Below are 26,856 nucleotides of genomic sequence, written 5' to 3' on the forward strand. Positions count from 1 at the left end.
GAGAACATGACTGCAAGAAAATATCAGCCCTATCAAGAGGACTACACCTATCCAGAATTAGAACAAGAACAATATCCCCTTTATCAAGATTACATTCCTGAAGCAAAAACGAATCCAAATCTGAAAGAATTACTATTTTTCGTGAATATTGCTACATTTTGTATCTTGACAGCTTTGTTTAGCTTTTTATTCTTGTCTATTAAAATAAACACTTTCTTAGCTTTTGCTTTAGCAATTGGTGTTAGTTTAGTTTGCATTAAAATGCAGCAAGCATTTATTCGTCAGAAAAGAAATAAATAGTTTTGAAATTAAAGCGCCTTGCAAACAGGCACTATTTTTGTCGTGAATTGTTGTGATTCGTTGTGATGTAAAATCGATGTTAAAAAGTTAAAAAAATTGAGGTGCTAGTCCTCAATTTTTTTGTCTTCATTTTCCGATTCTTGGTTTTCTTCTGTCAAATCAATGACAATATCCTCGGAAGTAGGCTCATTTTCTGATGATTCAGGAGCAGATTTTTTAAATTCTTCTGGTGAAATCCCTTCTGACTCCATTTTTTCTTTCCATTCTTGAAATTTCTCTTGTGAGAAGTCAACTACTTGTTTCGTTGCTTCTTTCACAGAGTCAAGAATTGTTTCACCTATAATTTCTCCGCTCTCAACCTTTTCTTTGGCTTGGTTGACTGCTTCTGCAGCTTGATTAGAGAAATGATTGGCTTTTTGTACTACTTGATCTTTAAAATCATCTGGATTTTCTTTGACGTCATTCATAAAATCAGAAACCTTAGCTGTCACTTCTTTTCCTTTTTTACTTGTGAGAAATACCGCTGCAGCCGCACCAGAGATTGTTCCTAAAAGGATAGATGAAAATTTACCCATAATAAACCTTCTTTCTTATTTTTTAAATAGTTTTGTAATCATCCGTAAGGCCGATAAAGTTGCACCAGCTTTCACTCCATTTTTACCTGCTGTAGCAGCTTTTTTACTCAAATGACGAGCAGAATCATTTAAATCTGAAACTGACTCTGACAAATCTGCAACTGCAGTGAAAAGTGGATCAATTGTTGTCATTTTCCCGTTAATATCATCTGCTAAAACATTCACTTTCGTTAACAATTCATTGGTTTGATAGAGTGTCACATTGACATCTGTCGTCAACACCTGAATTGTTTTTTCTGTTTCGTCAACGACATTTGAGATTTTCCTAACCAAAAAAATCGTATAAACAATCAAAGCAATCAAAGCGAGGGCAACTAGACTATAAGCAATTTCAAGCATTTTTCTTCTCCTAACTTTTTAATAATAAGGGGTATCTTTTTTTCTGCGTTGGTAAATGACGAGAATGATTCCTGCAACCACTAGAACAGCAGACAACCATTGCGACACACGCAAGCCCGCAAACATGAGACTATCTGTTCGCATACCTTCAATCACCATGCGACCTATTCCATACCAAATAAGATAAAATCCAGTCATTTCCCCACGTTTGAGGAAATTTTTCTTTCTTCTCGCAACCATCACTAAAGCAAATCCTAACAAATTCCAAACCGACTCATAAAGAAAAGTTGGTTGTCGGTAATGACCATCAATGTACATTTGGTTGCGCATAAAACTTGGTAAGTAATTTAGACTTTTAACAACCGCTCCGTAAGCCTCTTGATTGAAGAAATTTCCCCAGCGTCCAATACTTTGGGCAATCATCACTCCTGGAACCGCAATATCTAAAAAGTCTAGCGTATTGATAAGCTTTCTTTGTGAGAAAAAATAAAAGACAATCGCTCCGGTGATTAAACCGCCATAGATAGCAATTCCTCCGTGCCAAATGGCAAAAATCTCAGCAGAATTTTTAGCATAATAGCCCCAATCAAAAATGACATAATAAATGCGAGCTCCAACGATTGCTAAGGGAAACGCAATGAGGATAAAATCAAGAATGTCATCTGGAATGATTTTCTTTCGCGGCGCTTCACGCATAGCCAGATAAACAGCTAAAACTAAACCTGTTACAATACAAATCGCATACCAGCGAATACTTAGAGGTCCTATTTTAAATGCAATTGGATTAATCATGAGACACCTCATTCTCACTAATGAGATTGGTCAAGCGTTCCTCAAAAGTCTTCGTGGCATCAAAGCCCATCTCTTTAGCACGGTAATTCATCGCTGCTGCTTCAATCACCACCGAAATGTTGCGACCCGTTTTCACAGGAATACGAATCCTTGGAATGGACACACCTGATACTTCAAACTCTTCACCATTATTTCCCAAACGGTCAAATGTTTTATTGACATCATAATTTTCCAGATAAACAGCCAATTGAACCTGTGATGAATCCTTGACAGCACTAGCTCCATAAAGGCTCATGACATCAATAATCCCAACACCGCGTATTTCAAGTAAATGGCGCAAAATTTCCGCTGGCTCGCCCCAGAGAGTCATTTCATCTTTTGCGTAGATATCTACGCGGTCATCCGCAACTAAACGATGTCCCCGTTTCACCAGTTCTAAACCAGTTTCGCTTTTTCCGATTCCACTATCTCCTTGAATCAAGACACCCATTCCGTAAATATCCATTAAAACCCCATGAATACTGGTTCGCTCAGCCAAACGCGAATCCAAATAACTTGAAATCTCACCGGATAAACGACTCGTTGGGGTGTGACTGCTGAGAACAACAATTTCATTTTCCTTTGCAGCCTTTAACATCTCATCAGGAATTTTCAAATCACGCGCCACAATCATAACTGTATCGTGTTCAAACATTTTCCGTAAAACCTGATAGCGATTATGTGACGTCATCTTCATCAAGTAAGACCATTCTTTCATGCCCATTAGCTGGATACGCTCTGGGGTGTAATAGTCAAAATAACCTGTCATTTCAAGTCCTGGGCGGGAAATATCAGAGGTCGTAATTTCTCTTTCCAACATTTTCTCGTCGCCATAAACCACATTTAACCTGACTTTTTTTAATAGATCTTTGATCTTTACAGTCATATTCTTCCCCTTTGATAGTTTCTTTTTCTATTATAGCAAATTTTGAGATTAAAGGAGAGTTTCATCCTTGATTTTGCAAAGAAAATGGATGCAACCATATATAATATATAGCATTTACTACTTCTCTGACTGGAGCATTTTTTCTACAATTTGTTTTTGATTTTGAAATAAAGGATAACGATTCATAAAATATCGGAGTTCACTAGGTTTCAGCCAGATGTGACCATCCGTTTCACCCTCTTGATATTTCACATCTTTTTCTGTAACGGTTGCCTCATAAAAATCAAAATGACAGTGATCTTTAGGTGAAGTCGTCTGCTCAATCAGTTGTATTTCTCTAGGAATTAGCCCAGTTTCTTCCCGCAATTCACGATAGGCTGCGGTCATGCTATCTTCACCAGCCAACACACTTCCTCCTGCACCAAACTCATAATAATTAGGATGAATTTCTTTTTCTGGACTGCGGTGCATCAGGAGAAATTCCCCATCTAGATGGCGAACGAAGACATTGACACAAAGGTGATACTGCCCTTCCGCAATTGGTTGACCTCTCTTTAGAAAATCTCCTTGTCGCTCTCTTTGCTCATCATATGCATCCCAATATTCCATTTCTTCTCCTCCTAAAATAAAGGAGTTCATTGTCCGAACTCCTTTCTAGCATATTTAACCAAACGCTTGCTCCATCACACTCACCAAAACCAACCATCTTCTTCTTTGATAGCTTCTGCTTCTTTGCGCTTACGAGGTCCTGTTCCATACATTTCTTCTTCTACATCTTCCTTGTAAGGCATTACAGATGATAAGATGATGTAAATGATAATACCTAATCCGAAATTAGAGACAGTAAATAAAACGAATAGAAAGCGAACAAGCCCTACATCTAGACCAAATTTATCAGATAAACCTGCTAACACTCCCGATACAGCTCTATTTCGACGTAATTTATAAAATGTTGTTTTCATCATCATTTAGCCTCTTTCATTGATACTGAATCTAGTGTAACACATTTCAGTCATCATGCCATCCGTCCTTAGGCGGATTTCTGATTGTTTCGTCAAAATAATCATTAAGACTGCAATTGTCTGACAAAAATGAGCTTCCCTTGGCAACGTCCGCAGCAATACCGCTCAGTATTGATTCGTCTTTTTCTATGATATTGTGCACGACAATGCAAGCATTGATAAACAAGCGTTTTTGAAGTTGATTGGCTTGATAAAGTAGGGGCATAGCGCAAACCGTCCACGGCTTTCAATAATTGCTTGAAATCTCGATCCTTATGTCGATAACCTTTCTTTTCAAAGTAAAGATGATAATGGCACAACTCATGCCGCACAATTTTTCGGAAAGTTTCTAAACCAAACTGTTCATAGATTCTAGGATTAAAATCAAGATGACCATCCTTTGGAAAAAAGCGTCCACCTGTTGAGCGAAGACGCTTATTCCAAGAAGCCATATGTCGAAATTCTTTGCCAAAATCTTCCAAAGAGACTTGTCTGACATAGTTAGTTAGATTCACGCGGTGCCACCAAGGAAAGATTGACCTTTTCTCTTTCTATATCCAGCTTATCCACCCACACGGTTACCAAATCACCAACAGAAACTACTTGGCTTGGATGTTTGACATAGCTGTTGCTGAGCTTAGAAATGTGAATCAAGCCGTCTTCGTGAATGCCAATATCGACAAAAGCACCAAAGTCAACAACATTGCGGACAACGCCTTCTAACTTTTGCCCAATTTGTAAATCCTTCATATCAAGGACATCTTGACGCAGAACCGGTGCATCAAATGAATCACGCATATCACGACCTGGCTTGAGCAAGTCTGCAATGATATCCTTGAGGGTAGCTTCTCCCAAGTTCAAATCTGCAGCAACTTTTTTGACATCTAAAGACTGCAATTTTTCTTGAGCGGCTTGATCTAAGTCCGTAATTGCAAGCGTTTGGAACAATTTCTCAACAGCTGGATAACTCTCTGGGTGAACACCTGTATTATCCAAAACATTATCACTTTCGGGAATTCGTAAGAACCCTGCCGCCTGTTCAAATGCTTTAGCACCCAGACGAGGAACTTTTTTGATGGCATCGCGCGAGCGAATCATGCCTTCTTCTTCACGATATTTGACAATATTTTCAGAAATCGTTTTGTTTAACCCTGCCACATGCGATAGAAGAGATGGGCTTGCGGTATTGATATTAACGCCGACTTGGTTAACAACGGTATCTACGACAAAATCCAAGCTTTCAGATAATTTCTTCTGGCTCACATCATGTTGGTATTGACCGACACCGATTGATTTTGGGTCAATTTTAACTAGCTCTGCAAGAGGGTCTTGCAGTCGACGTGCGATAGAGATAGCCGAACGTTTCTCAACGGTCAAATCAGGGAACTCATGCCGCGCCAATTCGCTAGCAGAATAAACAGACGCACCGCTTTCATTGACAATAACATAGCTGACGTTTGGATGAGTTTTCAATACTTCAGCGACAAATGCTTCACTTTCACGACTAGCTGTTCCATTCCCAATAGCAATGATTTCAACACCAAATTGGTCAATCAAGTCTGACAAATCTTGCTTAGAAGCTTCAATTTGCGCTGCTTTTGCCGGTGGAACAGGATAGATAACCTGAGTTGTCAGCATTTTTCCAGTTGCATCTACGACTGCTAATTTTGCTCCTGTCCGAAAAGCTGGGTCAAATCCTAGTACCACGCGTCCTTTGAGTGGCGCAATCAAGAGCAGATTTCGCAGATTATCTGAAAAGAGCTGAATGGCTCCGTCTTCTGCAGTCTCGGTCAATTCTGCCCTAATCCGACGTTCCATAGCTGGAATGATTTTCTTTTTCACAGCTTGCTGGATTGCTTCATGAATGTAGTCATTTTTGACCTTAAAGCGCACTTCAAAGAAGCGGATAATCTTATCTACATTATTCTCAAAACTAACTTTGAGAACACCTAGCTTTTCACCACGATTCAGTGCTAAGGTGCGATACCCCTGCATATCCGCGATTTTTTCGGAAAAGTCATAATAGATTTGAAACACTTGCTTTTCGTCCAAATCTTGATCTTTTAAAGTTGAAACAATGCTTGAATTTGTCAGCATTTCATGATAAGTCCAAGCACGCAGTTGTACATCTTCTGAAATGGCTTCCACTAAAATATCTACAGCTCCAGCTAGAGCTGCTTCTGCCGTCGGAAATGTTTCGTTAGTTAAGGCAGTTGCTTCCTCTTGAAGAGTGGCAGCATTTTGTAATATGAGTCGTGCCAAAGGAAAAAGTCCTGCTTCACGTGCAATCGTAGCTTTTGTCCGACGTTTTTCTTTGTAAGGAAGATAAAGTTCTTCCACATCAGCCAACTTTTCAGCTGCTTCAATGGCCGCACGCAATTTGTCCGTCAGCTTTCCTTGTTCTTCAATCTTTGCCAGCACCGTTGCCTTACGCTCTCTGAGGTTCGTCAGACTTTTATCCAAATCAAGAATAGCCTTAATCTCTACCTCATCCAAATTACCTGTCATTTCTTTCCGATAACGAGCGATAAACGGAATCGTGTTGCCCTCTGCTGTCAGTTCCAATACTTTTTCAATTTGCTTCTGACTAATCTTTAAACTTTGCGATAGTTCGATAATATTTGTTTCCATAAAAAATATTATATCATACCTTTTCCAGTCGTCCAAATCCAATTACTACTTCATTCTTGGTTTATGGCTATTTTACTTTATCAAAAAATTTTTTTCCTTATACACATAGTTTCTTCATTATACCACATTCCTCTCCTTCTTTCACAAGCTAATCTTTATTCTGCTGACTTTATTTCACCAGAATTTTCAAAATGATAGTATAATAGTTAAAAAGGAAAAGGAGGCTGTTATGGCTATTAAATTTACGCGTTCAGATGATTTAGATAAAATGTTTGAAGAATTTGCAACGTTACCTAAAATCGAAAAAATAGAATTTCCTGATGAAAAAGAAAAAAAGATTAAAAAAGAACAAAAGGCTAAAAAGTTATGAGTTTTTTTAATCAACTACCACCTAGCGTTTTGCAAGCTGGTGCGATTTTCCTCTCCATTATTATTGAAGCACTACCTTTTGTGCTGATTGGGAGTATTATTTCAGGTTTTATAGAGGTTTATATCACACCAGACAAAGTTTATCGCTATCTGCCTAAAAATAAATGGTGTCGAATTTTCTTTGGTACTTTTATTGGCTTCATTTTCCCTTCTTGCGAATGTGGAATTGTCCCTATTATCAATCGCTTTTTGGAAAAGAAAGTACCGAGTTACACAGCTGTACCTTTTATGGTGACAGCGCCGGTTATCAATCCCATTGTTCTTTTTGCGACTTACTCTGCTTTCGGGAATTCCTTTAAAATGGCTTTGCTCAGAGCTCTTGGCTCTATTGTTGTAGCAATTATTCTAGGAATTTTCTTTGGCTTTCTCAACACAGCAACTATTCAAAAAGAGAATCGAGTCATTCAGCATGAACACGACTTCTCCCATTTAAGTCAGCCAAAGAAAGTATTTCAAGTGTTTGTGCAGTCTATTGACGAATTTTTTGATACAGGTCGTTACTTAGTCTTTGGTTGTCTCTTTGCCAGTCTAGTGCAAGTCTACGTGCCTACACGCATCCTGACTTCCATTAGTGCAACACCGCTTATGGCTATTTTGCTATTGATGCTGCTTGCATTTCTTCTCTCACTTTGCAGTGAAGCAGATGCCTTTATCGGCAGTTCGCTCATTTCTAGCTTTGGTTTAGCGCCAGTTCTGGCTTTTCTCGTCATTGGACCAATGCTAGATGTGAAAAATATCCTCATGATGAAAAATTACCTCAAAGGACGATTCATCTGGCAATTCATTGGAATTGTTAGTTTAGTTGTTGTCATTTACTCTTGGCTTGTGGGGGTGGTGCTATGATTCGTTTTCTAATTTTAGCTGGTTACTTTGAAACCACCATGTATTTGCAACTTTCTGGCAAGCTCAATCAATACATCAATATGCATTTTTCTTATTTGGCATATATTTCCATGATACTTTCTTTTGTGCTAGCTATTGTGCAGCTCATCGTCTGGATGAAAAAAATGAAAGTACACAGCCATTTGACGAGCCACTCAGCAAAATTTGCTAGCATTGCTTTTCTTGTTGTACCACTTATCGTTGCTCTCTTCTTTCCAACGGTCAATTTGGACTCTACAACCGTTTCTGCTAAGGGCTACCATTTTCCTCTAGCTGATGGTAGTTCAAAGAGCATTCAGGCTGATGAAGGTACTACCAATCAATACCTGAAGCCTGATACCAGTACCTATTTTACTAAAAGTGCTTACGAGAAGGAAATGCGGGCAGCTGCAAAAAAATATCTGAAAAAAGATGTCATCTCCGTTACGACGGAAAATTATATGGAAGTCATGGAAGTCCTCTATGATTATCCAGATGAATTTGCAGGGAAACGGTTAGAATTTACTGGCTTTGTCTACAACGACCCAAGTGATAAAAACAGCCAGTTTCTTTTCCGTTTCGGTATTATCCACTGTATCGCAGATTCAGGGGTTTATGGACTTCTGACAACTAGTAATACAGAGCATTTTGAAAATAATACTTGGATAAGAGCGAGTGGAAAAATCACTATTCGCTACCATAAGCAACTAGGACAAAGCTTGCCAACGCTTGAAGTGGATAGTTTCAAGAAAGTTGAAAAACCCAGCAATCCTTATGTTTACCGCGTATTTTAAACCACATTAAATAAGCAAAAGAAGACCTGATAAGTATTTCTCTAGGTCTCCTATTATGCTCTTTTATAAGTAATTATGATAAAATAAGAGAAATTTATATTTTTAGGAGGTATTATGTCACATCCAAACCAACCCGTTTCAAGGAAAACCTTGCTCTCTATTCTCGCTACAGCACTCATTGCTTTTGCTGGAATTCTATCTGAAACCAGTATGAATGTCACCTTTCCGCACCTTATGAAAGTTTTTCATACAGACCTTGGCACATTGCAATGGATTACAACAGGTTATCTGCTAGTTGTCGCTATCACGATTACACTTGGAGCCACTCTAGCACACAATTGGTCTGAGCGTAAAATTCTATTCACCAGTCTAGCTATGTTTACGCTGGGTAATGGCGTTGCGATGATTGCCCCTAATTTTGCCCTACTTATGTTAGGACGCATTCTGCAAGGAGCATCCACAGGAATTGCTACCCCTCTCATGTTTAACCTTATCGTGGAACGAATCCCACGCAGCCAAATCGGATTTTACATGGGACTGTCTGGACTCGTTATAAGCCTAGCTCCTGCGATTGGTCCCACTTATGGCGGCTTTATGATTGGCTTGTTTGACTGGCACATGATTTACACACTCATCATGCCCGTTCCGATTATCTCCTTCATATTAGGATTTTTATTTTTAGAAAATACCCCCAATAAACAAAAACGTCCTTTTGAGTGGATTTCTTTCTTGCTTCTTACACTTTCACTGACTTTTTCTATCATGATGATTTCTAGCTTAGAAGAAGGTAGCTTTAATTGGACTTTTGTCATCATCTTTTTATTATCACTTGTCCTTTTCGTTTGGCGAAGTTTAACGGTAGTGCATCCTTTTTTAGATATTCGTATTTTGAAAAATCCAGTTATTTTACTAGGAATTATTCCTTTCTTTCTCTACCAATTTTCAAATTTATCAGCCAATTTTCTGATTCCTAATTTCTTAGTTTTAGTAAAACACGAGGCTACTTCTGCCGCTGGCTTTGCATTGCTTCCTGGAACAATGTTAGGAGCTTTTTCGGCACCTTTCTTTGGAAAATTATATGACACCAAGGGACCCAAACTTTCTCTATATGGTGGGAATCTCCTCTTTTTCTTAGCCGTTTTCGTTTTTGCATTCTTTACAAAAGCCTTAACATTACCGCTCATCATCCTTTTTTATATTTTCTTTACGATTGGGCGCAATCTGGCTTTCAACAACACGATGGCCTTATCTGTTTCACAAATTAGTCGTGAGAAGTCGCCAGATGCCACAGCACTTTTTCAAATGGCTCAAACATTTGCTGGAGCTTTAGGAACGGCGATTGCTGCTATCATGGTCAATCAAGCTCCTGATACTACGACAGGTGTGCATCTTGTCTTTCTACTCCTTTTCTTCCTCGTTATCCTTATTTTTTATCTCTTTTACTCTTTATTTCGAGCTATCAAAAATCAGAAATTTTAATCAATTTATGGTAAAATAAATAAAATATTAGAAAATGGGTGTTCAAAATGTCTTCAAAAGTGATTATTACAATTTTTGGTGCCAGTGGAGATTTGGCAAAAAGAAAACTCTATCCTTCTCTTTTTAGATTGTATAAATCTGGCAATCTGTCTAAGCATTTTGCCGTTATCGGTACAGCTCGCAGACCTTGGAGCAAGGAATATTTTGAATCTGTCGTGGTCGAGTCTATCACAGAACTTGCAGACAGCCCTGAACAAGCGCAAGAATTTGCTAGCCATTTCTATTATCAAAGTCACGATGTCCAAGATACCGAGCATTATATTGAATTGAGAAAACTACAAAATCATCTCAATGAGCACTATCAAGCAGAACACAATAAACTTTTCTTCCTATCTATGGCTCCTCAGTTTTTTGGTACGATTGCCAAACATCTCAAATCAGAACAAATTGTGGACGGGAAGGGATTTGAACGCTTAATTGTAGAAAAACCTTTTGGCACAGACCTAGCTTCTGCTAGCAAACTGAACAACGATTTGTTGGCAACATTTGACGAAGAGCAGATTTTCCGGATTGACCATTATCTCGGCAAAGAAATGATTCAAAGTATTTTTGCCATTCGCTTTGCCAATCTTCTTTTTGAAAATGTCTGGAATCGTGATTATATTGACAATGTACAGATTACCTTTGCTGAAAAGTTAGGTGTGGAAGAACGTGGTGGTTATTACGACCATTCAGGTGCACTGCGCGATATGGTGCAAAATCACACACTTCAACTCCTGTCTTTGCTTGCTATGGACAAACCCAAAACTTTTACCAAAGATGATATTCGTGCTGAAAAAATTAAGGCTTTCAAGCACTTACACAAGCCGTCCGATAATGATTTGAAAAAGCTCTTCATTCGTGGTCAATACACTTCTGGCAAAGTGGACGGGAAAAAGTACATTTCCTATCGTAGTGAACCAAATGTTGCCCCAGAATCTACCACAGAAACCTTTGCTTCTGGTGCATTCTTTGTAGATAGTGACCGATTTCGCGGGGTGCCATTTTTCTTCCGTACTGGAAAACGTCTCACTGCCAAAGGAACCCATGTCAACATTGTCTTCAAGCAAATGGAATCCATTTTCGGCTCCTCGCTTCAACCAAATGTGCTGACGATTTACATTCAACCAACTGAAGGATTTTCTCTTAGTATGAATGGCAAAGAACTGGGCGAGCAATTTAACTTAGCTCCATTGACACTTGATTATCGTACAGATGCAACAGCTTCTGGTGCGTCACCAGAACCTTATGAGAAGCTCATCTACGATGTGCTAAACAATGACTCAACCAATTTTAGCCACTGGGACGAAGTTCGCTCTAGTTGGGAATTGATTGACCGTATTGAAGCCTTGTGGGCAAATAACGAAGTTCCCCTTCATCATTACAAATCAGGTACTATGGGACCCGAAGCCAGCTTTGAACTCCTTAACCAATTTGAAGCTGATTGGAACTGGCGTCCAGATGAAGCCTATCGCAAAGAAGGACGATTGGGGTAAAGTAAATATATACAAAAGACTTGCAATTCATTTGCAAGTCTTTTTTCTTATACCAAGCCCTCTAAGAGCCCTTTCATAAAGTTTTCAGAGTTAAATACTCCAATATCGTCAATTTTTTCTCCGAATCCAATCAGTTTAACTGGAATATCCAGCTCTTGACGGATTGCAAGAACAACACCACCACGCGCTGTTCCATCAATTTTCGTCAAGACAATTCCTGTTACTGGCGTAATTTTTGAAAATTCCTTAGCTTGAACAAGGGCGTTTTGACCAGTTGATGCATCCAGTGCCAAGAACGTTTCATGTGGCGCAGCTGGATCTACCCGTTTGATAATCCGTCCAATTTTTTCCAACTCTGCCATTAGGTTATCTTTGTTTTGCAAGCGTCCGGCCGTATCAATCATTAGAATATCCACATTTTCAGCCTTTGCACGCTCCATACCGTCATAAACAACGCTAGCTGGATCACTCTTTTCTGGACCTGTCACAACCGGAACATCTACTCGACGTCCCCATTCCACCAACTGAGCAACAGCTCCTGCACGGAAAGTATCTGCTGCAACTAACATGACTTTCTTGCCAGCCTGCTTATATTTATAAGCCAATTTCCCAATCGAAGTGGTTTTCCCAACTCCGTTTACACCCACAAAAAGCATGACTGTCAAACCGTCTTGTAAATTGATTTTTTCGTTAAATTGACCATCTTTCTCATAGATGTCTACTAACTTTTCAATGATGACCCGACGAAGGACATCTGGCTTTTTGGCATTTTCAAGGCGAGCTTCTTGGCGTAAGGCTTCTGTCAGATTAGAAGCGACTTGCACTCCCACGTCACTCGTAATCAAGAGTTCTTCTAACTCTTCAAAAAACTCCTCATCTACCGAGCGAAAATTAGCAAAGAAAGCATTAAGCCGCGCTCCAAAACCTGTCCGTGTCTTCTTGAGACTGCGGTCATACTTTTCCTGAACCGTTTCTTCTTGAATAAATGAACTTGCTTCAATTGGTTCGCTAATAGTCTTCTCTACCGTAGTTGACTCTGCTGAGCTTGACCATGCGTTCGCTTCGTTCAGCTGCCTCATATTTTCTTGTTCTGCCTGCTGTCTTCTAGCTTCTGCTAAACGTGACTGTAAATCTGTGGCAGCTGGATGAGTCGTATATTGCGAAAAAGCTGCTGTCTCGTCAGGTTGTGGAGTTCCCATTTCATTCTGCAATGTATGATTTTCTGGAGCTTGCGAATCATTTTCAGCTGACTCTGCATCTGCCACTATATCAGCCAACCTTGGCTCCATTTCTTCTACTTTTTCTTGAATGGTTTCAAGACGTGCCTCATCCTCAGCAAAACGTTCTTTCAATTCTGTTTGGAATGTTTGTTCATCTAGATTCTCAGATTGCGTATTCTCTACAGGAGCTGTTTCTACTTTTTCTAGATTCTTGCCTTGATCATCCTCTGATACTATTTCTACAGCTTCTTCAGGAATATTTTCAACTGGTTTTTCTTCTTTTTGGCGACCAAAAAGGCGATCAAATAAACCCATTAAATCCCTCCTTTATTTCAGTGCATATTTTTCTATAGCCCAAGCAACAGCATCTTCGTCATTCGTCATCGGCGTCACTACATTGGCGACTTCTTTGACTGCTGCTACTGCATTTTGCATAGCTACACCAAGCCCTGCCCATTTTATCATAGACAGGTCATTTGCTTCATCTCCGCAAGTCATGACTTGACTTTGTTCAATTCCTAAATGAGCAATCAATTTTTCTAAGCCATTTGCTTTATGGACATTCTTCGGAGACCATTCTAACAGCATATCGCGCGACTTAAAAATTTCATATTTGTCAAATAAATCGGACGAAAGTTGAGCGATGCCACGATCAAGCGGATCTGGTGCATAAGCTGTTACACATTTATTATAAGTCTGTTGGCTAGATAAGTCTGCAAATGAAACCGACTCAAATGTTAAAGCAGGATTGCAAGTTTGGTAAAGCGATTCATGGTCTGACTGGATTTGGTAGACAGTTCCTTCGCAAATCGCATCTAGTGGCAAGCCTAACTTTTCTGTTTCCTCAAAAATGCGAGCCACATCGTCATAGGCAAAAACTGTTTTATCAAGAATTTCACCTGTATTGCGTTGCACCAAACCACCATTAAAAGTAACGGTGTATTCGTCCTCTTGATTGGCTACGCCCAGTTCGTTTAAGAAAAGCTCCATTGCTTTTAGAGGGCGACCGGTCGTCAAAACAATCTTAATTCCCTGCTCTTGAGCGGCTTTAAGCGCCGCTAAATTTCGAGCAGAAATTTTTTTCTCAGAAGTCAGTAAAGTCCCATCTAAATCTAGGGCAATCAATTTTATCTCTGCCATTATAAGCCCTCCATATACGTCATAACTGAATGCGCCGCATGATGCCCAATGACCTCTTTGGCTACTTCCAAAATCTCTGGACGAGCATTTTCAGGGGCAATGGGATAACCTGCTACTTGCATCATGTGTAGATCATTCAAATTGTCACCAAATGTCATGACCTGATCCATTTCAAGATTTAATTTCTTCGCCAATTCGACAATGGCAACGCCCTTGTCTACATAGTCTAGGACAATATCAATTGACTTATAACCTGTCGTCATAGCTTTGACACCGGGAACGTGTTCATTGACCCAGGCCTCACCAACAGCTACTGTTTCTTCAGAAAAATTGGTTGTAAATTTGAAAATTTCATCTGTAATATCCTCCAAGCGAGCTACTTTTTGGATATTTTCATTATAATGCGTACTAAAAGCTAAATAAGCTGGATCAACCGTTTCTAAAACATAGCAGCCCTTTTTACCTGTTAGAAGCAATTCACTGGTATTGATGAAAGGAGATGTCTTCAATTTCTCAAAAGCTGACAGATAAAAATCTTTGGACATGGTTGCTTCATAGAGATCTTCTCCGTGAAATTTTACCAGACTGCCATTTTCAGCAATAAAAATTATCTCATCTCGCACATCCTCAAATAGCTTTTCTAATGACAGCAAACTGCGTCCACTGGCTACTGCAAAATAGATGCCCTTTTCTTTAAAACGGAGCAACAACTGCTTCAGTCGAACCATATCAAACTGCCCTTTGTCATCTAAAAAGGTGCCGTCCATATCTGTTGCAACTAATTTTATATTCATTTTACATACTTTCTAAATCTTTTAATTTTACGGAGACAATCTTTGATACACCGGACTCTTGCATGGTTACCCCATAGATAGAGTCTGCTGCGGACATCGTTCCTTTACGGTGTGTTACCACAATAAACTGGCTGTCCTTGTCAAAGCGATTAAGATAGTCGCCAAAACGTTTGACATTAGCTTCGTCAAGTGCAGCTTCCACCTCGTCCAAAATGACAAATGGTATCGTCTTGACACGAATAATGGAGAAGAGTAATGCTAAGGCTGATAGCGCCTTTTCTCCTCCGCTCATCAGATTGAGTGATTGGATTTTTTTGCCGGGCGGTTGAACCGAAATTTCTACCCCCGCAGTCAACAGGTCGCCTTCGGTCAAAATCAAGTCCGCTGAACCGCCACCAAACATCTGTCTGAAAGTCACTTTGAAGCTCTCACGAATCGCTTCAAAGGTTGATTTGAAGCGTTCTTTTACTTCGTCATTCATTTCTTCAATGGTTTCCAAAAGCAAATTTTTCGCAGAGAGTACGTCATCTCTTTGAGTATTGAGGAAATGCAGTCGTTGACTGACTTCTTCAAATTGCTCTACCGCATCAAGATTGACTGGTCCTAAAGCCCGAATAACCTTTTCTAAGTCCTTAACCTTAGTTTCAGAAACCGTAAGATTTTCTAGTGGACGAGCCTGTTTACTAGCTTCATCAAAAGATATTTGATAGTCATCTGTCAAATTCGTCAAAAGGCGACGCAAGACATCTGCAATCTTATCTTTTTCAGCTTCTGCTTTTGCCTGTTTGCGAATCAGATCCTCATTTTGCTGGCGGGCTTGTTCCAGATGACTAGTAAGATCCTCTGCTTGCCCTTCCAAATCGTCCAGTTCAAACTGACGACGAATGGTAGCTTGGTTCAAAGTTGTCTTTTCCTGTATAGCCTGTGTTAATTGCTCTTCTAAAACAGCAATATCCACTTTTGAAGCGTTTTCTTCCTTTTGCTCCATTAGAAATTGTAAAGTTGAAATCCCTTTGTCCAATTCAGATTTTTCATTGGACAAACGCGTGAGATCCGTCTGAACGTAACGCTGATGCCCCGTCAGCTCGGTACGAGCCAAACGAAGCTCAGATAAGCGGGCTGTTAGCTTGTCTAAACGTGCTTGAACAGCATCTTTATCCGACTTAATCTGCTCAATCTCGGCTTCTGTTTCGGATTTATCTTGCTCAATTTCTGCAAGGCGATTGACTAACTTTTCTTTTTGCTCCGCCATATCAGGAAGAACTTCACGAGATAACTCTCTTTCTTGCAGCACTAAGAGCTCAGATAAGTCTTCAACCTGTTTGTGCGTTTGCTCATAAGCTATTTGAGCCTTTTGCTCTGCTAATCGTGCTTCCTCACCACTTACTTTTATTTCTTCTAACAGACTGTTGGCTTGGCTTAGCTGCGTGTGCAAATCTTCCACTTGTTTTTCTTGCTCTGCTAAAGTCGCATTCTTCTCAGAAAGTTCCATTTGTAAAGCGTCTAGCTCCGGCTTGATGAAAATCGTATTGTTATTTCGATTAGCGCCACCTGCATAAGAACCGCCTGTCCGCAGTTCTGTTCCATCCAGCGTGACAATTCGTACTTGATACCGAACTTTGCGAGCGGCTGCTCGCGCATTTTCTACCGTATCAAAAATGGCTGTTGTACCTAGCAAATTTTGGAAAATATGCTCCAAACTCTTATCATAGCGCACCAAAGACGAAGCCAAACCAAGAAAACCAGTGCTTTTTTCAATGCTTCCTTGATGATGATCTGGTAAATGCCGCGCTTTAATCGTTGTCAGTGGCAGAAAAGTTGCCCGTCCTGTTCGATTGCGTTTCAGAAATTCAATTGCTCGTGTCGCAGCTTGTTCGTCCTCTACGATAATATGCTGGCTACTTGCTCCAAGTGCAATTTCAAGTGCTGTCTGGTAATGCGAATCAAAGCTCAATTTTTCACTAACAGCACCGATAATACCGCCCAGACACTCTGCTTCTTGAAGAACGCTTTTAACCCCAGCATAGAAATGACTGTGATTTTTCAGAATAGCTTCTAAACTACCAACACGCGCCTTTTTATTTTTTACATCATCCATTAAATCAAACATTGCCGTTTGGTTTTGCTGATAATTCGTTTTTACAGTTTGCACTTGCTTTAGCTGTGCCTGATAATCTGTCAGTAACTGCTGAACCGACTGCCGAGCTGTTGCTAAATCTTCCAGTTGACTTTGCTCGTTGATTTGAAGATTCTTTAAATTTTCTTTTAACTTAGCAAATTCTACTTGTTTGCTTTCAGATAATTGTAATTCGTTGGCTAAGCGACTTTCTAAAGCAGTTAAGTCATTGGATAAGTCCGCTTCTTCCTGCATCAATTGGACAAATTCAGCACGTAATTTTTCAATCATCTGGTCAGGATCATCCGAAAATGCCTCAATTTCAGCTTCTAATTTATGAATCGCTTGTTGATTTCGTTCCAATTTTACATCAAAATCAATCAACTGCTCGTCTTTCCCCTGCCATTCTGTTTGAACCGCCTCTAATTTTTCTGTCAATCCTTTCAGGCGTTCCTCATTTTCCTTCCGACTGTTGGCAGCTTGACTAGATTCTAATTTGGAAACTTCGATTTGGCGTTCTAAGTCACTGATGAGGCGGGTTAGTTCAAGCAAACTCACTTGGTTATCTGCCATTTGTTTTTGCAAATCATGGCGTTTTTCTTTCAGAAGAGCATTTTCTTGCTCTAGCTGGTCACGTTTGCTGTAATAAGCAGACAAAGATTGCTGAATCCCCACAAGCCGTTCTTCAGTATCATTCAGCTGTGTTTTATTTCCCTTTATTTGAGCAATCAATACATCCAAATAAAGAGCACGGCGTTCCTCATCCAATTTCAAAAACTGCTTAGCTGTCGTAGCTTGCTTTTCAAGAGGCTTCACTTGACTATCGAGCTCATAAATAATGTCTTCCAGCCGATCTAGATTATCTTGTGTTTGGCTGAGCTTACTTTCAGTCTCCTTGCGCCGCGTCTTGTATTTCAGTACGCCAGCCGCTTCTTCAAAAATGGCACGGCGCTCCTCTGGCTTGCTATTGAAAATTTCTTCCACCTTTCCTTGAGAAATAATGGAAAAACTATCTCGCCCAAGCCCTGTATCCATAAACAAATCATGAATATCTCGTAAACGTACCTTCTTGCCGTCTATTTTATACTCGCTATCCCCACTGCGATAAATATGACGCTCCACACGAATCTCATCTGCAGCTTGCTGGATAAAACGGTCTTTATTGTCCAAAACGACAACAACAGAAGCATAATTCAGTGGTTTGCGAGTTTCAGTCCCCGCAAAAATAACATCTGGCATTTTCCCGCCACGAAGACTTTTAACACTGGACTCTCCCAGTGCCCAACGCAGGCTTTCAGTAATGTTACTCTTTCCTGAGCCATTTGGTCCAACGACTGCTGTCACTCCCTGATCAAATATTACCTTGGTCTTATCTGCAAAAGATTTGAAACCTTGAATTTCAATTTCTTTTAAATACATGAATGACTTTCCTTTTCAAATGCATTTTTAGCAGCTTCCTGCTCTGCTAATTTTTTCGAGCGTCCTTGACCTTGTCCAACCGTTCTGCCATCAACAGATACCGCTACAGCAAATTCTTTAGCATGAGCTGGACCGGACTCAGAGATGACTTGATAGACAATCTCGACATCACCATTGACTTGGAGCAGTTCTTGTAGCTTGGTCTTGTAATCAACCACCTGCTCAAAGTCTCCAACTTCTACCTTTGGAATCATGACTTGATACAGGAAGTTTTTGACCGCTTCCACTCCCTTATCTAGCAACAAAGCTCCTAAAAAGGCTTCAAATAAATCCCCAAGAATGGTATCCCGATTACGCCCACCTGACTTTTCTTCGCCACGACCTAATTTGATAAATTGATCAAACTGGCAATCTCGACTAAAACCAGCCAAACTCTCTTCACGTACAATGGTTGAGCGAAGTTTTGACAAGTCCCCTTCTGGTTTTTTCGGATATTTTTTATACAGATATTCTGAAATCAATAATTGCAGAACAGCGTCTCCTAAAAATTCCAAGCGCTCATTGTGTGAAATGTTTAAGAGGCGGTGCTCATTGGCATAGCTAGTGTGTGTAAAAGCTGTCTCCAGCAACTTTTCATCTTGGAAGACAATTCCAAATTGCTGACTCAAAACTTTATGTAAATCTCTCATTTTTTCTCCTTTCAAGAAGAACTTTTTCTTTTAATACTTAATGAACATCAAAAATTTGACAATCACCTCCAGCTGTCTCCCAGACAATTGGAACTAGAAAGCAAGCTGCGGGGGAGCAAAAGTTCAAGTAGAGCTTTTGAAGTTGCAGGTGTAATCAACGAAGTCAGCAACAAAGAGTACAGCAAGGTTGGCAAAAGTTTCGCTTTCCTTCTTTGCCACCTCTCACAGTCACCCGAACTGTGAAATCCGACGAAGTTTGAAGAGATCTTCACAGAGTATAAAATGAAAACAAATTCTCTATTATTATATCAAAAAATACTTGATACTCCAACGATACCAAGAATTTGATAGGAAAAGTTCACCAGAGATGAAATGAATTTTCATTCTTTATCTAGAATGACTTTGAATAAATAATACGTCATAAAAAGGGTTAAGGTAGCTAAAGCAAACTTCACCCAGATAAGAGGTGCAAAGAAGATAGAAATTCCCATTAGAATATAAATGGAAATAAGAATTTTTCTCTTACGCTCCCGAGCAATGGCACCTGTTTCGTGAAAGTCCGCCACATAGATTTGATACAACTTAGTGTGGTACAACCATTATTCAAACCGCTTAGAACTGCATAAAAAACAAGTAACAGACAGCAGTAAAAGGAAAGCTTCAACAAGAGCAGCCCCCAAAGCAGTGAAAGCAATGAAATGATTAAATAAAAATTCACATTGACTCTCCTAAATATCAGTCAATGGAGTTGCCGTATCTGGAGATGTATCACAAATATGAAAATCATGCTCAACCGCCAAATCAGTCTGTTCCAATTGATTAACCATTGTGATATGAGCTAATTCTTTGGTATTATTTTCTTTGCTAAGATGCCCTAGATAGATTTTCTTAGTGCGATAACCCAACGTACGAATCATGGTTTCTGCCCCGTCATCATTCGACAAATGTCCTTGGTCAGATAAAATCCGCTGCTTCAGGCTCCAAGGATAAGCTCCACTACGAAGGATTTCAATATCATGGTTGGACTCAATCAAATACCCGTCCGCATTTTCAATAATCCCTGCCATACGATCGCTAACATAGCCAGTATCCGTCAGTAGAACAAAACTTTTATCGTCTTTCATCAGTCGGTAAAATTGCGGTGCAACCGCATCATGACTAACACCAAAACTTTCAATGTCAATATCGCCAAATGTCTTGGTTTTTCCCATTTCAAAAATGTGCTTCTGACTGACATCAATCTTCCCAAGCGCTACTTCCATAGCATTCCATGTTGCTTGATTGGCATAAATGTCTAAATGATATTTCCGTGCCAAAATGCCCACACCATGGATATGATCCTTATGCTCATGCGTTACCAAAATGGCATCCAACTCCTCTGGTTTACGGTCAATTTCACTCAATAAGCTGGTAATTTTCTTCCCAGATAAGCCCGCATCAATCAACAACTTCTTCTTTGGAGTTTCTAAATAAAAACAGTTACCGGTAGAACCTGACGCTAAAATACTGTACTTAAATCCCTTCTCGTTCATGCTACCCTTCTAATTCATCTTCTTCCCAATCATCATCTTTGACAGCTTCCTTATCATAAGGCAGGACAATAGTAAAGGTTGAACCTTTGCCGTACTCGCTCTTTGCCCAGATAAAGCCGTTATGCTGCTTGATAATCTCTTTGGCAATGGCTAAGCCCAGTCCGGACCCACCTTGTGCACGACTTCTCGCTTTATCTACACGATAAAATCTATCAAAAATTTTCGGTAAATCTTTTTTAGGAATTCCTAAGCCTTCATCTGAAATCGACAAAATCATTTGGGTATCCGTCGTTTTCATACTGACCGTAATCTTGCCACCGTCAGGAGAATATTTAATGGCATTGTTGATAATATTATCAATCACCTGTGTCATCTTATCTGTATCAATTTCGACCCAAATAGAGTTAATCGGATAATCTCGTATAATTTCATACTTTTTATCATCATTCTGGCTTCTGATTTTATCAAAACGGTTCAAAATAAAGGTGATAAAAGCTGTAAAATTCGTCAATTCAATATCCAAATGACTGGTTGCATTGTCAATACGTGACAAACTCAGCAAGTCCGAAACCATGCGCATCATCCGATTGGTCTCGTCTAATGAAACCTTGATGAAATCCGGTGCGACTGGTTCTGATAAGGCACCTTCATCTAGTGCTTCCAGATAAGACTTGACACTGGTCAAGGGAGTACGTAATTCGTGACTGACATTCGAAACAAACAGTCTCCGCTCACGCTCTTCTTTTTCCTGCTCCGTTGTATCGTGTAGCACTGCAACCAGCCCTGAAATAAAGCCTGATTCTCGCCGAATCAAAGCAAATCGGACACGTAAACTTAAAAACTCTCCATTTTCATCCTGCGAATCAATGGTCAACTCTGGAACTTTCGTAATCAAGTCTCGTAAGTCATATTCGTCTTCGATATCCAACAGTTTTAAGATATTCATCTTTCGTGCTTCAGACTCTTTGACCCCCAACTGCTTGGTCGCCATATCATTGATCATGATAATCTGCCCACGACGATTGGTCGCAAGAACACCGTCTGTCATATAGGATAAAATACTCGACAGGCGCTTAGTTTCTTGCTCTAAATTTTCATGCGTTAGACGGATTACCTCAGATAAATCATTGATACTATTGGTAATATCCGTAATTTCTGGACCACCTTGTACATCTAAAATTTCTGAGTAATTGCCTGCAATTAAATCTTTTACTTTTTGATTCAATTGGCGAATACGAATATTGTCTCGCCTATTTTCCAAGGAAAGCAAGGTAATCACCAAGATGAACCCTAAAATAAGTAAAACAAATACAAAGTCTTTTGATACAATAAATTGTCTAATATTATCAATCATTGTTTCTCATGTAATATCCAACGCCGCGCCGCGTTAAAATGTACTCTGGTCGGCTAGGAATATCCTCTATCTTTTCTCTCAAACGACGAATTGTCACATCAACAGTCCGCACATCTCCAAAATAATCATAACCCCACACCGTTTCTAGCAGATGTTCACGCGTCATCACTTGTCCGATATGCGTTGCCAAATGGTGGAGCAATTCAAACTCACGGTGTGTTAAATCCAATTCTTCGCCATGCTTTTTCACGACAAAAGCATCGGTCAAAATCTGCAAATCTCCAATCACAATTTCTGTCGGAGCAGCTTCTGCTTCTTGATTTTCAATTGTCAAATCTGTCCGCCGCAAAATGGCTTTGACACGCGCCTGCAACTCACGATTAGAGAAAGGCTTTGTCATATAGTCATCCGCACCGATTTCAAGACCAATAACTTTGTCAAATTCGCTGTCTTTGGCAGAAAGAACGATGATTGGCACATTACTCGTTTTCCGAATCGTTCGCGCCACCTCTAAGCCGTCCATTTCAGGCAACATCAAGTCCAAAATCAAAATATCTGGACGTTCTGCTTCAAACATCTCTAACGCTTCGCGACCGTCAAAGGCTGTCACTACTTCATAACCTTCTTTTACCATGTTAAACTTTATAATATCTGAGATTGGCTTCTCATCATCTACAACTAATATTTTTTTCATTTTATTTACCTTTTTCTATCTTTTTATTATACCAAATTTTTCTTAAAATTTACCAATTCAACTCATAACACATCATTTCTTTACTTTACAAATTTAAAACAAATATGTTAAAAATATGACAGCAAAGACAGTCTTTTATATCAAAAAATAGTCCAGACAAAAGCCTTAGACCATTCATTGAATTCTTAGGAAAAACTATGAAACGCAATACACCTGTCTTAACTTTTCACTGCTACTGTAGTAATTTCCTAAAGAAGCAAATGTTCGAGCTGCTTGATGTTCATTTACTTGTCTTTCTCCAGCGAAATACGCTATAACCTAACAGCGTCCCCAACAATAAACAGATAAAATAGGCCACATGATACAGTAAAATCCATTCACCAAAGATCATAATCGTCACAAAGAACATAAGCGTTGCTAAAAGCAAAAAACGGCAAGAAAAACCATATAGTCCAGCATAGACAGCTCCCACAAGGAATGTTGCCAGCGGTGAATATATCAAAACATTATTCACCACCAACCCCTTTCGTAACAATTCGTCCATCGGTATCACGTAAACAATTCCATAAAATAACAAATAGAAAAAGAGTAGTACGGCTAAAAAAGGAATATCGCATTTCATTTTCCCACCTCGCTAGTTTTGGAATTTTATTTCAGGTATTTCTGTATATTTTTGATTTGTCGTTTAGATGCTTTAAACATTCGCGCTGATCCATTTACAGGAAGGGCTATCGCTTTTTTGGGAAGATAAATGACAGATTTCGCTAATCGCTTACTAACAGACTCCTCCGGATATAAATCATTGTTGAAATCTTTTGAAATGGTTAAATCCAAATAAAATTCATAGACACGACGTCCAAAGTTTTCAGCAGAGATTTCGTATAATTTTGCAGCGAGACTTTTCTCATCCAAATCCGGTGTTGCAATAACAGCTTCCAAAATCGCTCCTGCCAAATCACGTTCTTCATAATAAAGCGTTCCAAACATTTTATCATTGATAACATTGTCTAGATAAGGATTTCCATGCGCAATAATCGGAGTGCCACTCGCTAGACTTTCTAAATACGTCAAGCCCTGCGTCTCACTCGTTGAAGCGGAAATAAAGAAATCCGCTGCTTTATAATACAAGGCTGTCTCACTGGGTGCAATCATTCCTGTGAAAATCACTGCATCCGTAATATTCAACCGTTTGGCTTGCGCTTTTAAGTCAGACAAATAAGGTCCATCTCCTGCCACTACCAATTTCACATCTGGATTTTCTTCTAAAACAGCCGGTAGAGCAGCTAAAACTGCCTGAATATTTTTTTCATACGAAACACGTGATAGGCTAAGCAACATGGTTTCTTGATTTGAAATTCCTAATTTTCCCCGTAAATCAGCAATGTTCTCACTAGTAATTTCTGGACGTTCAAATTTAGCCAATTCAATTCCAGTAGGAATAACACGTTTTTCTACTTTTACTTTGTATTTCATGAGCAAGTCATAAACAATCTCGCTCGGACAAATCACACCGTCTAAATCACTCATAAAACCGCGAACAATGTATTTGACCATGCTAGGACGAATGACCATGCCTTTAGCAATATAACGTACATAATCCTCATACTGTGTATGATAAGTATGAACAACTGGAATTCGCAGCTCCTTTGCAATCCAAACACCTAATAAACCCAAAGAAAATTCAGTCTGGGTATGAATAATATCCAATTGATATTGGCGAGCAATCTCTAAAGCCGTTGAAAAACCGCGATAAGCAATTCGCCGATCTTTAAAGGCAAAAAACGGCACGCTGGGAATTCGAATAATCTGCCAATCCTCATAACGATTGACATCTTTATCTGTCGTTGTAAAAATAAAAACAGTATGTCCAAGCTTTTCTAATTCTGTTTTTAAAGTGCGAATACTAGTTGCCACCCCTGAAACCTGAGGGAAATACGTATCCGTAAAAAGACCAATTCGCATGCTACATCTCCAATACTTCTTGATAAGCATCCACAAGTTTATAAGCCACATCATCAATTGAACGACTCTGCGCCACCTTATAGCCAGCTTCTCGCTTATCTACTTTACCATCCAAAATCTTTTGGATAGAATCTACAAATTCATCTACATTATGCCCCAATTCAGCTGATTGCTCATCAATCCAGCCCTCATATACAGGAATATCCCGTAAAACGACATGTTGATGACTAGCCAACGCCTCTAGCACTACAATCCCTTCTGTCTCCTCATAACTTGGGAAAAAGAAAAGACTGCTACCACTCATAGCTCCCTCAAAAACGGCACCTTTAAAATAACCCGGGAATTCAACATTTTTAGGATGATTAAAAAGTACAAGATTTCTGATTTTCCGAGGAATGATCCACTTGTTAATACTACCCAGCCAAATAAAGCGAACATCTGGCATTCTGCGTGCTACCTCTACAAAGTCTTCTATTCCCTTGCGTCTGAAATAAAGTCCCGCACAGACAACCACCTTATCTCCTTCTTGGGTATGAAAATGTTTTCTAAACACTTCTTCTTTATGTGGATCTTTTTGATATTTATGAAGGTCAATCCCATTAGAAACCGCCACAATTGGTGTTGTAACGCCATAGCCCTGAATCAACTTTTTGGAATACTCAGACGGTGTAATGATAAAATCCGCCATTTGGTACATGTGAGCCAGATATTTTCCAAAGGCTTCCGCAAAAAAGTTTGACCCGATAAAAGAATTTCGAAAATCTTCTTTAGTCGAATGCCCATGCATAATCACTTTTTTTCCTTGCTTTTTTGCTTTGTGCAAAAGTCGCAAACTTCTAGGTCCATAGGTATTGATATGAACCACATCATAATCTCCTGAAGGATCTGTCGTGTAGGGAATTCCAGCCAAATCTAGGGCTTTCATCTGATGTTGCAAAGCTCGTCCAATGCCTGATTTTTCTAAAACCGCTTTACCTTCTAAATACAGTAATACTTTCATGTCTTCTATTATACCCAAAAGATAGAAAAAATAAAACCAAGAAGGGACATCGCATTATAAAAGCAAAAGAAAAAGACCTTACGGTCTCTTCCCTACTTCCTTGTTGAACGGCGCTCAATAAGGCCATGAGCTAATACCACTTCGCGTTCTTCTAGCTCTTCCTTGTGCATAATCTTAGTCAGCATGCGCATACTAATCGCACCAAGGTCATACAAAGGCTGACCAATAGTTGTCAAATTTGGACGAGTAAAGCGTGCTACTTGTGAATCATCGCTAGTGATGATTTCAAAGTCTTCTGGTACATTTACACCCTTGTCTGATAAACTATTTAACAGCCCAGCCGCCAGCTCATCACCAGTCACAAAAGCTGCTGTAGCTTTAGAAGCAATGATCCGTTCTGCTAATTGATAACCATCATCATAGCTGTATTTTGACTCAAAAACCAATCCTTCACTATAAGTAAGTTTAGCTTTCTTCAAAGCTTCTTTGTAACCAGCTAAACGAATCTTACCATTGATATCATCCACCAAAGGTCCGCTTACAAAAGCAATTTTTTGATTATTTTTCGTAAGACGTTCAACTGCATCCATGGTTGCTTGCTTATTGTCAATATTCACACTTGGTAATTGATGCTCCACATCAACTGTGCCTGCAAGCACAACTGGCGTCCGCGAACGAGAAAACTCGGAGCGAATCTTTTCTGTTAAATGATAGCCCATAAAAATGATACCATCTACTTGTTTTGAGAACAGCGTATTGACAACAGAAACTTCTTTGTCATCATCTTCATCACTATTGGCTAAGACAATATTATATTTGTACATCTCTGCGATATCATCAATTCCTTTTGCAAGCGTTGCAAAATAACTGCTTGTAATGTTTGGAATGACAACTCCTACTGTTGTCGTTTTCTTACTGGCAAGTCCACGAGCAACTGCATTTGGACGATAATCAAGGCGGTCAATCACTTCCAAAACTTTTTTTCTTGTATTTTCCTTTACATTTTTATTTCCATTTACCACACGGCTAACGGTTGCCATTGAAACTCCCGCTTCACGGGCGACATCATAAATCGTTACAGTATCATCTGTGTTCATAAATTATCCTTTCTATTATTGAAAATATCGTTTTCACATTCCTACCAAAATCATTTTATCACTTATTGGAAACACTTTCAAGCATTTTGATAACTTTTTGAAAAATCTTGTTCTTTAG

General features: G+C 39.4%; 26 protein-coding genes and 1 pseudogene. 6 read left to right on the plus strand and 21 right to left on the minus strand.

What is annotated here, in order from left to right; all coding sequences use genetic code 11:
- The first annotated feature begins 6 nt into the window (after positions 1-6).
- On the plus strand, positions 7-300 hold the full coding sequence (locus HMPREF2574_RS01910) for a DUF3270 domain-containing protein (RefSeq protein ID WP_003032701.1): 294 nt from the start codon (positions 7-9) through the stop codon (positions 298-300).
- 104 nt (positions 301-404) lie between these two features.
- Here HMPREF2574_RS01910 and HMPREF2574_RS01915 read toward each other — a convergent pair whose 3' ends face one another.
- The 8 genes from HMPREF2574_RS01915 to HMPREF2574_RS01950 all read right to left on the minus strand — a co-directional run bounded on the left by HMPREF2574_RS01915 (position 405) and on the right by HMPREF2574_RS01950 (position 6,623).
- A complete protein-coding gene (locus tag HMPREF2574_RS01915; RefSeq protein ID WP_024051832.1) occupies positions 405-875 on the minus strand; it encodes a YtxH domain-containing protein in 471 nt (156 codons plus the stop codon).
- 15 nt (positions 876-890) lie between these two features.
- Complete coding sequence (locus tag HMPREF2574_RS01920; protein WP_024051833.1) at positions 891-1,274, minus strand: DUF948 domain-containing protein; 384 nt, start codon at positions 1,272-1,274, stop codon at positions 891-893.
- A gap of 18 nt (positions 1,275-1,292) precedes the next feature.
- The gene (gene lgt, locus HMPREF2574_RS01925) at positions 1,293-2,066 is read right to left on the minus strand and encodes a prolipoprotein diacylglyceryl transferase (RefSeq protein ID WP_024051834.1); all 774 of its coding nucleotides are present in this window, start codon (positions 2,064-2,066) and stop codon (positions 1,293-1,295) included.
- Complete coding sequence (gene hprK, locus HMPREF2574_RS01930; RefSeq protein ID WP_024051835.1) at positions 2,059-2,991, minus strand: HPr(Ser) kinase/phosphatase; 933 nt, start codon at positions 2,989-2,991, stop codon at positions 2,059-2,061. Before hprK ends, lgt begins: the two co-directional genes overlap by 8 nt.
- Positions 2,992-3,108: 117 nt before the next feature.
- On the minus strand, positions 3,109-3,630 hold the full coding sequence (locus HMPREF2574_RS01935; protein WP_070241633.1) for an NUDIX hydrolase: 522 nt from the start codon (positions 3,628-3,630) through the stop codon (positions 3,109-3,111).
- 50 nt (positions 3,631-3,680) lie between these two features.
- Positions 3,681-3,953: a PspC domain-containing protein gene (locus HMPREF2574_RS01940; RefSeq protein ID WP_042754025.1), complete on the minus strand. Its 273-nt coding sequence runs from the start codon at positions 3,951-3,953 to the stop codon at positions 3,681-3,683.
- 104 nt (positions 3,954-4,057) lie between these two features.
- Complete coding sequence (locus tag HMPREF2574_RS01945; protein WP_024051838.1) at positions 4,058-4,507, minus strand: SprT family protein; 450 nt, start codon at positions 4,505-4,507, stop codon at positions 4,058-4,060.
- Positions 4,494-6,623, minus strand: a complete 2,130-nt coding sequence (locus HMPREF2574_RS01950; protein WP_070812129.1) for a Tex family protein — start codon at positions 6,621-6,623, stop codon at positions 4,494-4,496. The genes HMPREF2574_RS01945 and HMPREF2574_RS01950 overlap by 14 nt, the downstream gene beginning before the upstream one ends.
- A gap of 229 nt (positions 6,624-6,852) precedes the next feature.
- On the opposite strand from HMPREF2574_RS01950, the gene HMPREF2574_RS10520 reads away from it, so the two are divergent.
- From HMPREF2574_RS10520 to zwf, 5 genes are all read left to right on the plus strand, one after another.
- Entirely contained in the window at positions 6,853-6,993 is a 141-nt protein-coding gene (locus HMPREF2574_RS10520) for an SPJ_0845 family protein (protein WP_006270662.1), read from the plus strand.
- Positions 6,990-7,895 (plus strand): permease, encoded by a 906-nt coding sequence (locus HMPREF2574_RS01955; protein ID WP_070584158.1) that lies wholly within the window; start codon positions 6,990-6,992, stop codon positions 7,893-7,895. Before HMPREF2574_RS10520 ends, HMPREF2574_RS01955 begins: the two co-directional genes overlap by 4 nt.
- Positions 7,892-8,707 (plus strand): TIGR03943 family putative permease subunit, encoded by an 816-nt coding sequence (locus tag HMPREF2574_RS01960; RefSeq protein ID WP_070812130.1) that lies wholly within the window; start codon positions 7,892-7,894, stop codon positions 8,705-8,707. Before HMPREF2574_RS01955 ends, HMPREF2574_RS01960 begins: the two co-directional genes overlap by 4 nt.
- 114 nt (positions 8,708-8,821) lie before the next feature.
- Positions 8,822-10,186 (plus strand): MFS transporter, encoded by a 1,365-nt coding sequence (locus HMPREF2574_RS01965; protein WP_024051842.1) that lies wholly within the window; start codon positions 8,822-8,824, stop codon positions 10,184-10,186.
- A 47-nt stretch (positions 10,187-10,233) separates the two neighbouring features.
- Positions 10,234-11,721, plus strand: coding sequence for a glucose-6-phosphate dehydrogenase (gene zwf / locus HMPREF2574_RS01970; protein WP_024051843.1), 1,488 nt, complete (start codon positions 10,234-10,236; stop codon positions 11,719-11,721).
- A 47-nt stretch (positions 11,722-11,768) separates the two neighbouring features.
- Here zwf and ftsY read toward each other — a convergent pair whose 3' ends face one another.
- The 13 genes and pseudogenes from ftsY to ccpA form a co-directional block, all read right to left on the minus strand.
- Positions 11,769-13,256 (minus strand): signal recognition particle-docking protein FtsY, encoded by a 1,488-nt coding sequence (ftsY, locus tag HMPREF2574_RS01975; RefSeq protein WP_070241628.1) that lies wholly within the window; start codon positions 13,254-13,256, stop codon positions 11,769-11,771.
- A gap of 12 nt (positions 13,257-13,268) precedes the next feature.
- Positions 13,269-14,081, minus strand: coding sequence for a Cof-type HAD-IIB family hydrolase (locus HMPREF2574_RS01980; RefSeq protein ID WP_024051845.1), 813 nt, complete (start codon positions 14,079-14,081; stop codon positions 13,269-13,271).
- Positions 14,081-14,875, minus strand: a complete 795-nt coding sequence (locus HMPREF2574_RS01985) for a Cof-type HAD-IIB family hydrolase (RefSeq protein WP_070584162.1) — start codon at positions 14,873-14,875, stop codon at positions 14,081-14,083. Before HMPREF2574_RS01985 ends, HMPREF2574_RS01980 begins: the two co-directional genes overlap by 1 nt.
- Position 14,876: 1 nt before the next feature.
- Entirely contained in the window at positions 14,877-18,410 is a 3,534-nt protein-coding gene (gene smc / locus HMPREF2574_RS01990; RefSeq protein ID WP_070812131.1) for a chromosome segregation protein SMC, read from the minus strand.
- A complete protein-coding gene (gene rnc / locus HMPREF2574_RS01995; protein WP_003025140.1) occupies positions 18,401-19,099 on the minus strand; it encodes a ribonuclease III in 699 nt (232 codons plus the stop codon). Before rnc ends, smc begins: the two co-directional genes overlap by 10 nt.
- Before the next feature lie 380 nt (positions 19,100-19,479).
- Positions 19,480-19,794, minus strand: a pseudogene (locus HMPREF2574_RS02000) (YbaN family protein).
- A gap of 33 nt (positions 19,795-19,827) precedes the next feature.
- On the minus strand, positions 19,828-20,631 hold the full coding sequence (locus HMPREF2574_RS02005; protein ID WP_024051857.1) for an MBL fold metallo-hydrolase: 804 nt from the start codon (positions 20,629-20,631) through the stop codon (positions 19,828-19,830).
- A gap of 1 nt (position 20,632) precedes the next feature.
- Positions 20,633-21,985, minus strand: a complete 1,353-nt coding sequence (gene vicK / locus HMPREF2574_RS02010) for a cell wall metabolism sensor histidine kinase VicK (RefSeq protein ID WP_003032751.1) — start codon at positions 21,983-21,985, stop codon at positions 20,633-20,635.
- Positions 21,978-22,679 (minus strand): response regulator YycF, encoded by a 702-nt coding sequence (yycF, locus tag HMPREF2574_RS02015; protein ID WP_003025150.1) that lies wholly within the window; start codon positions 22,677-22,679, stop codon positions 21,978-21,980. Before yycF ends, vicK begins: the two co-directional genes overlap by 8 nt.
- 280 nt (positions 22,680-22,959) lie before the next feature.
- Complete coding sequence (locus tag HMPREF2574_RS02020; protein ID WP_070812132.1) at positions 22,960-23,301, minus strand: hypothetical protein; 342 nt, start codon at positions 23,299-23,301, stop codon at positions 22,960-22,962.
- Positions 23,302-23,327: 26 nt separating this feature from the next.
- Complete coding sequence (locus HMPREF2574_RS02025) at positions 23,328-24,641, minus strand: glycosyltransferase family 4 protein (protein WP_024051859.1); 1,314 nt, start codon at positions 24,639-24,641, stop codon at positions 23,328-23,330.
- Between the two features lies 1 nt (position 24,642).
- Positions 24,643-25,641: an LTA glycolipid anchor biosynthesis glycosyltransferase, IagA/BgsA family gene (locus HMPREF2574_RS02030; protein WP_024051860.1), complete on the minus strand. Its 999-nt coding sequence runs from the start codon at positions 25,639-25,641 to the stop codon at positions 24,643-24,645.
- Between the two features lie 92 nt (positions 25,642-25,733).
- Positions 25,734-26,738: a catabolite control protein A gene (ccpA, locus tag HMPREF2574_RS02035; protein ID WP_024051861.1), complete on the minus strand. Its 1,005-nt coding sequence runs from the start codon at positions 26,736-26,738 to the stop codon at positions 25,734-25,736.
- Positions 26,739-26,856 lie beyond the last annotated feature (118 nt).

It is taken from the genome of Streptococcus sp. HMSC034E12 (assembly GCF_001835915.1).
In the GTDB taxonomy this organism is placed as follows: domain Bacteria; phylum Bacillota; class Bacilli; order Lactobacillales; family Streptococcaceae; genus Streptococcus; species Streptococcus vaginalis.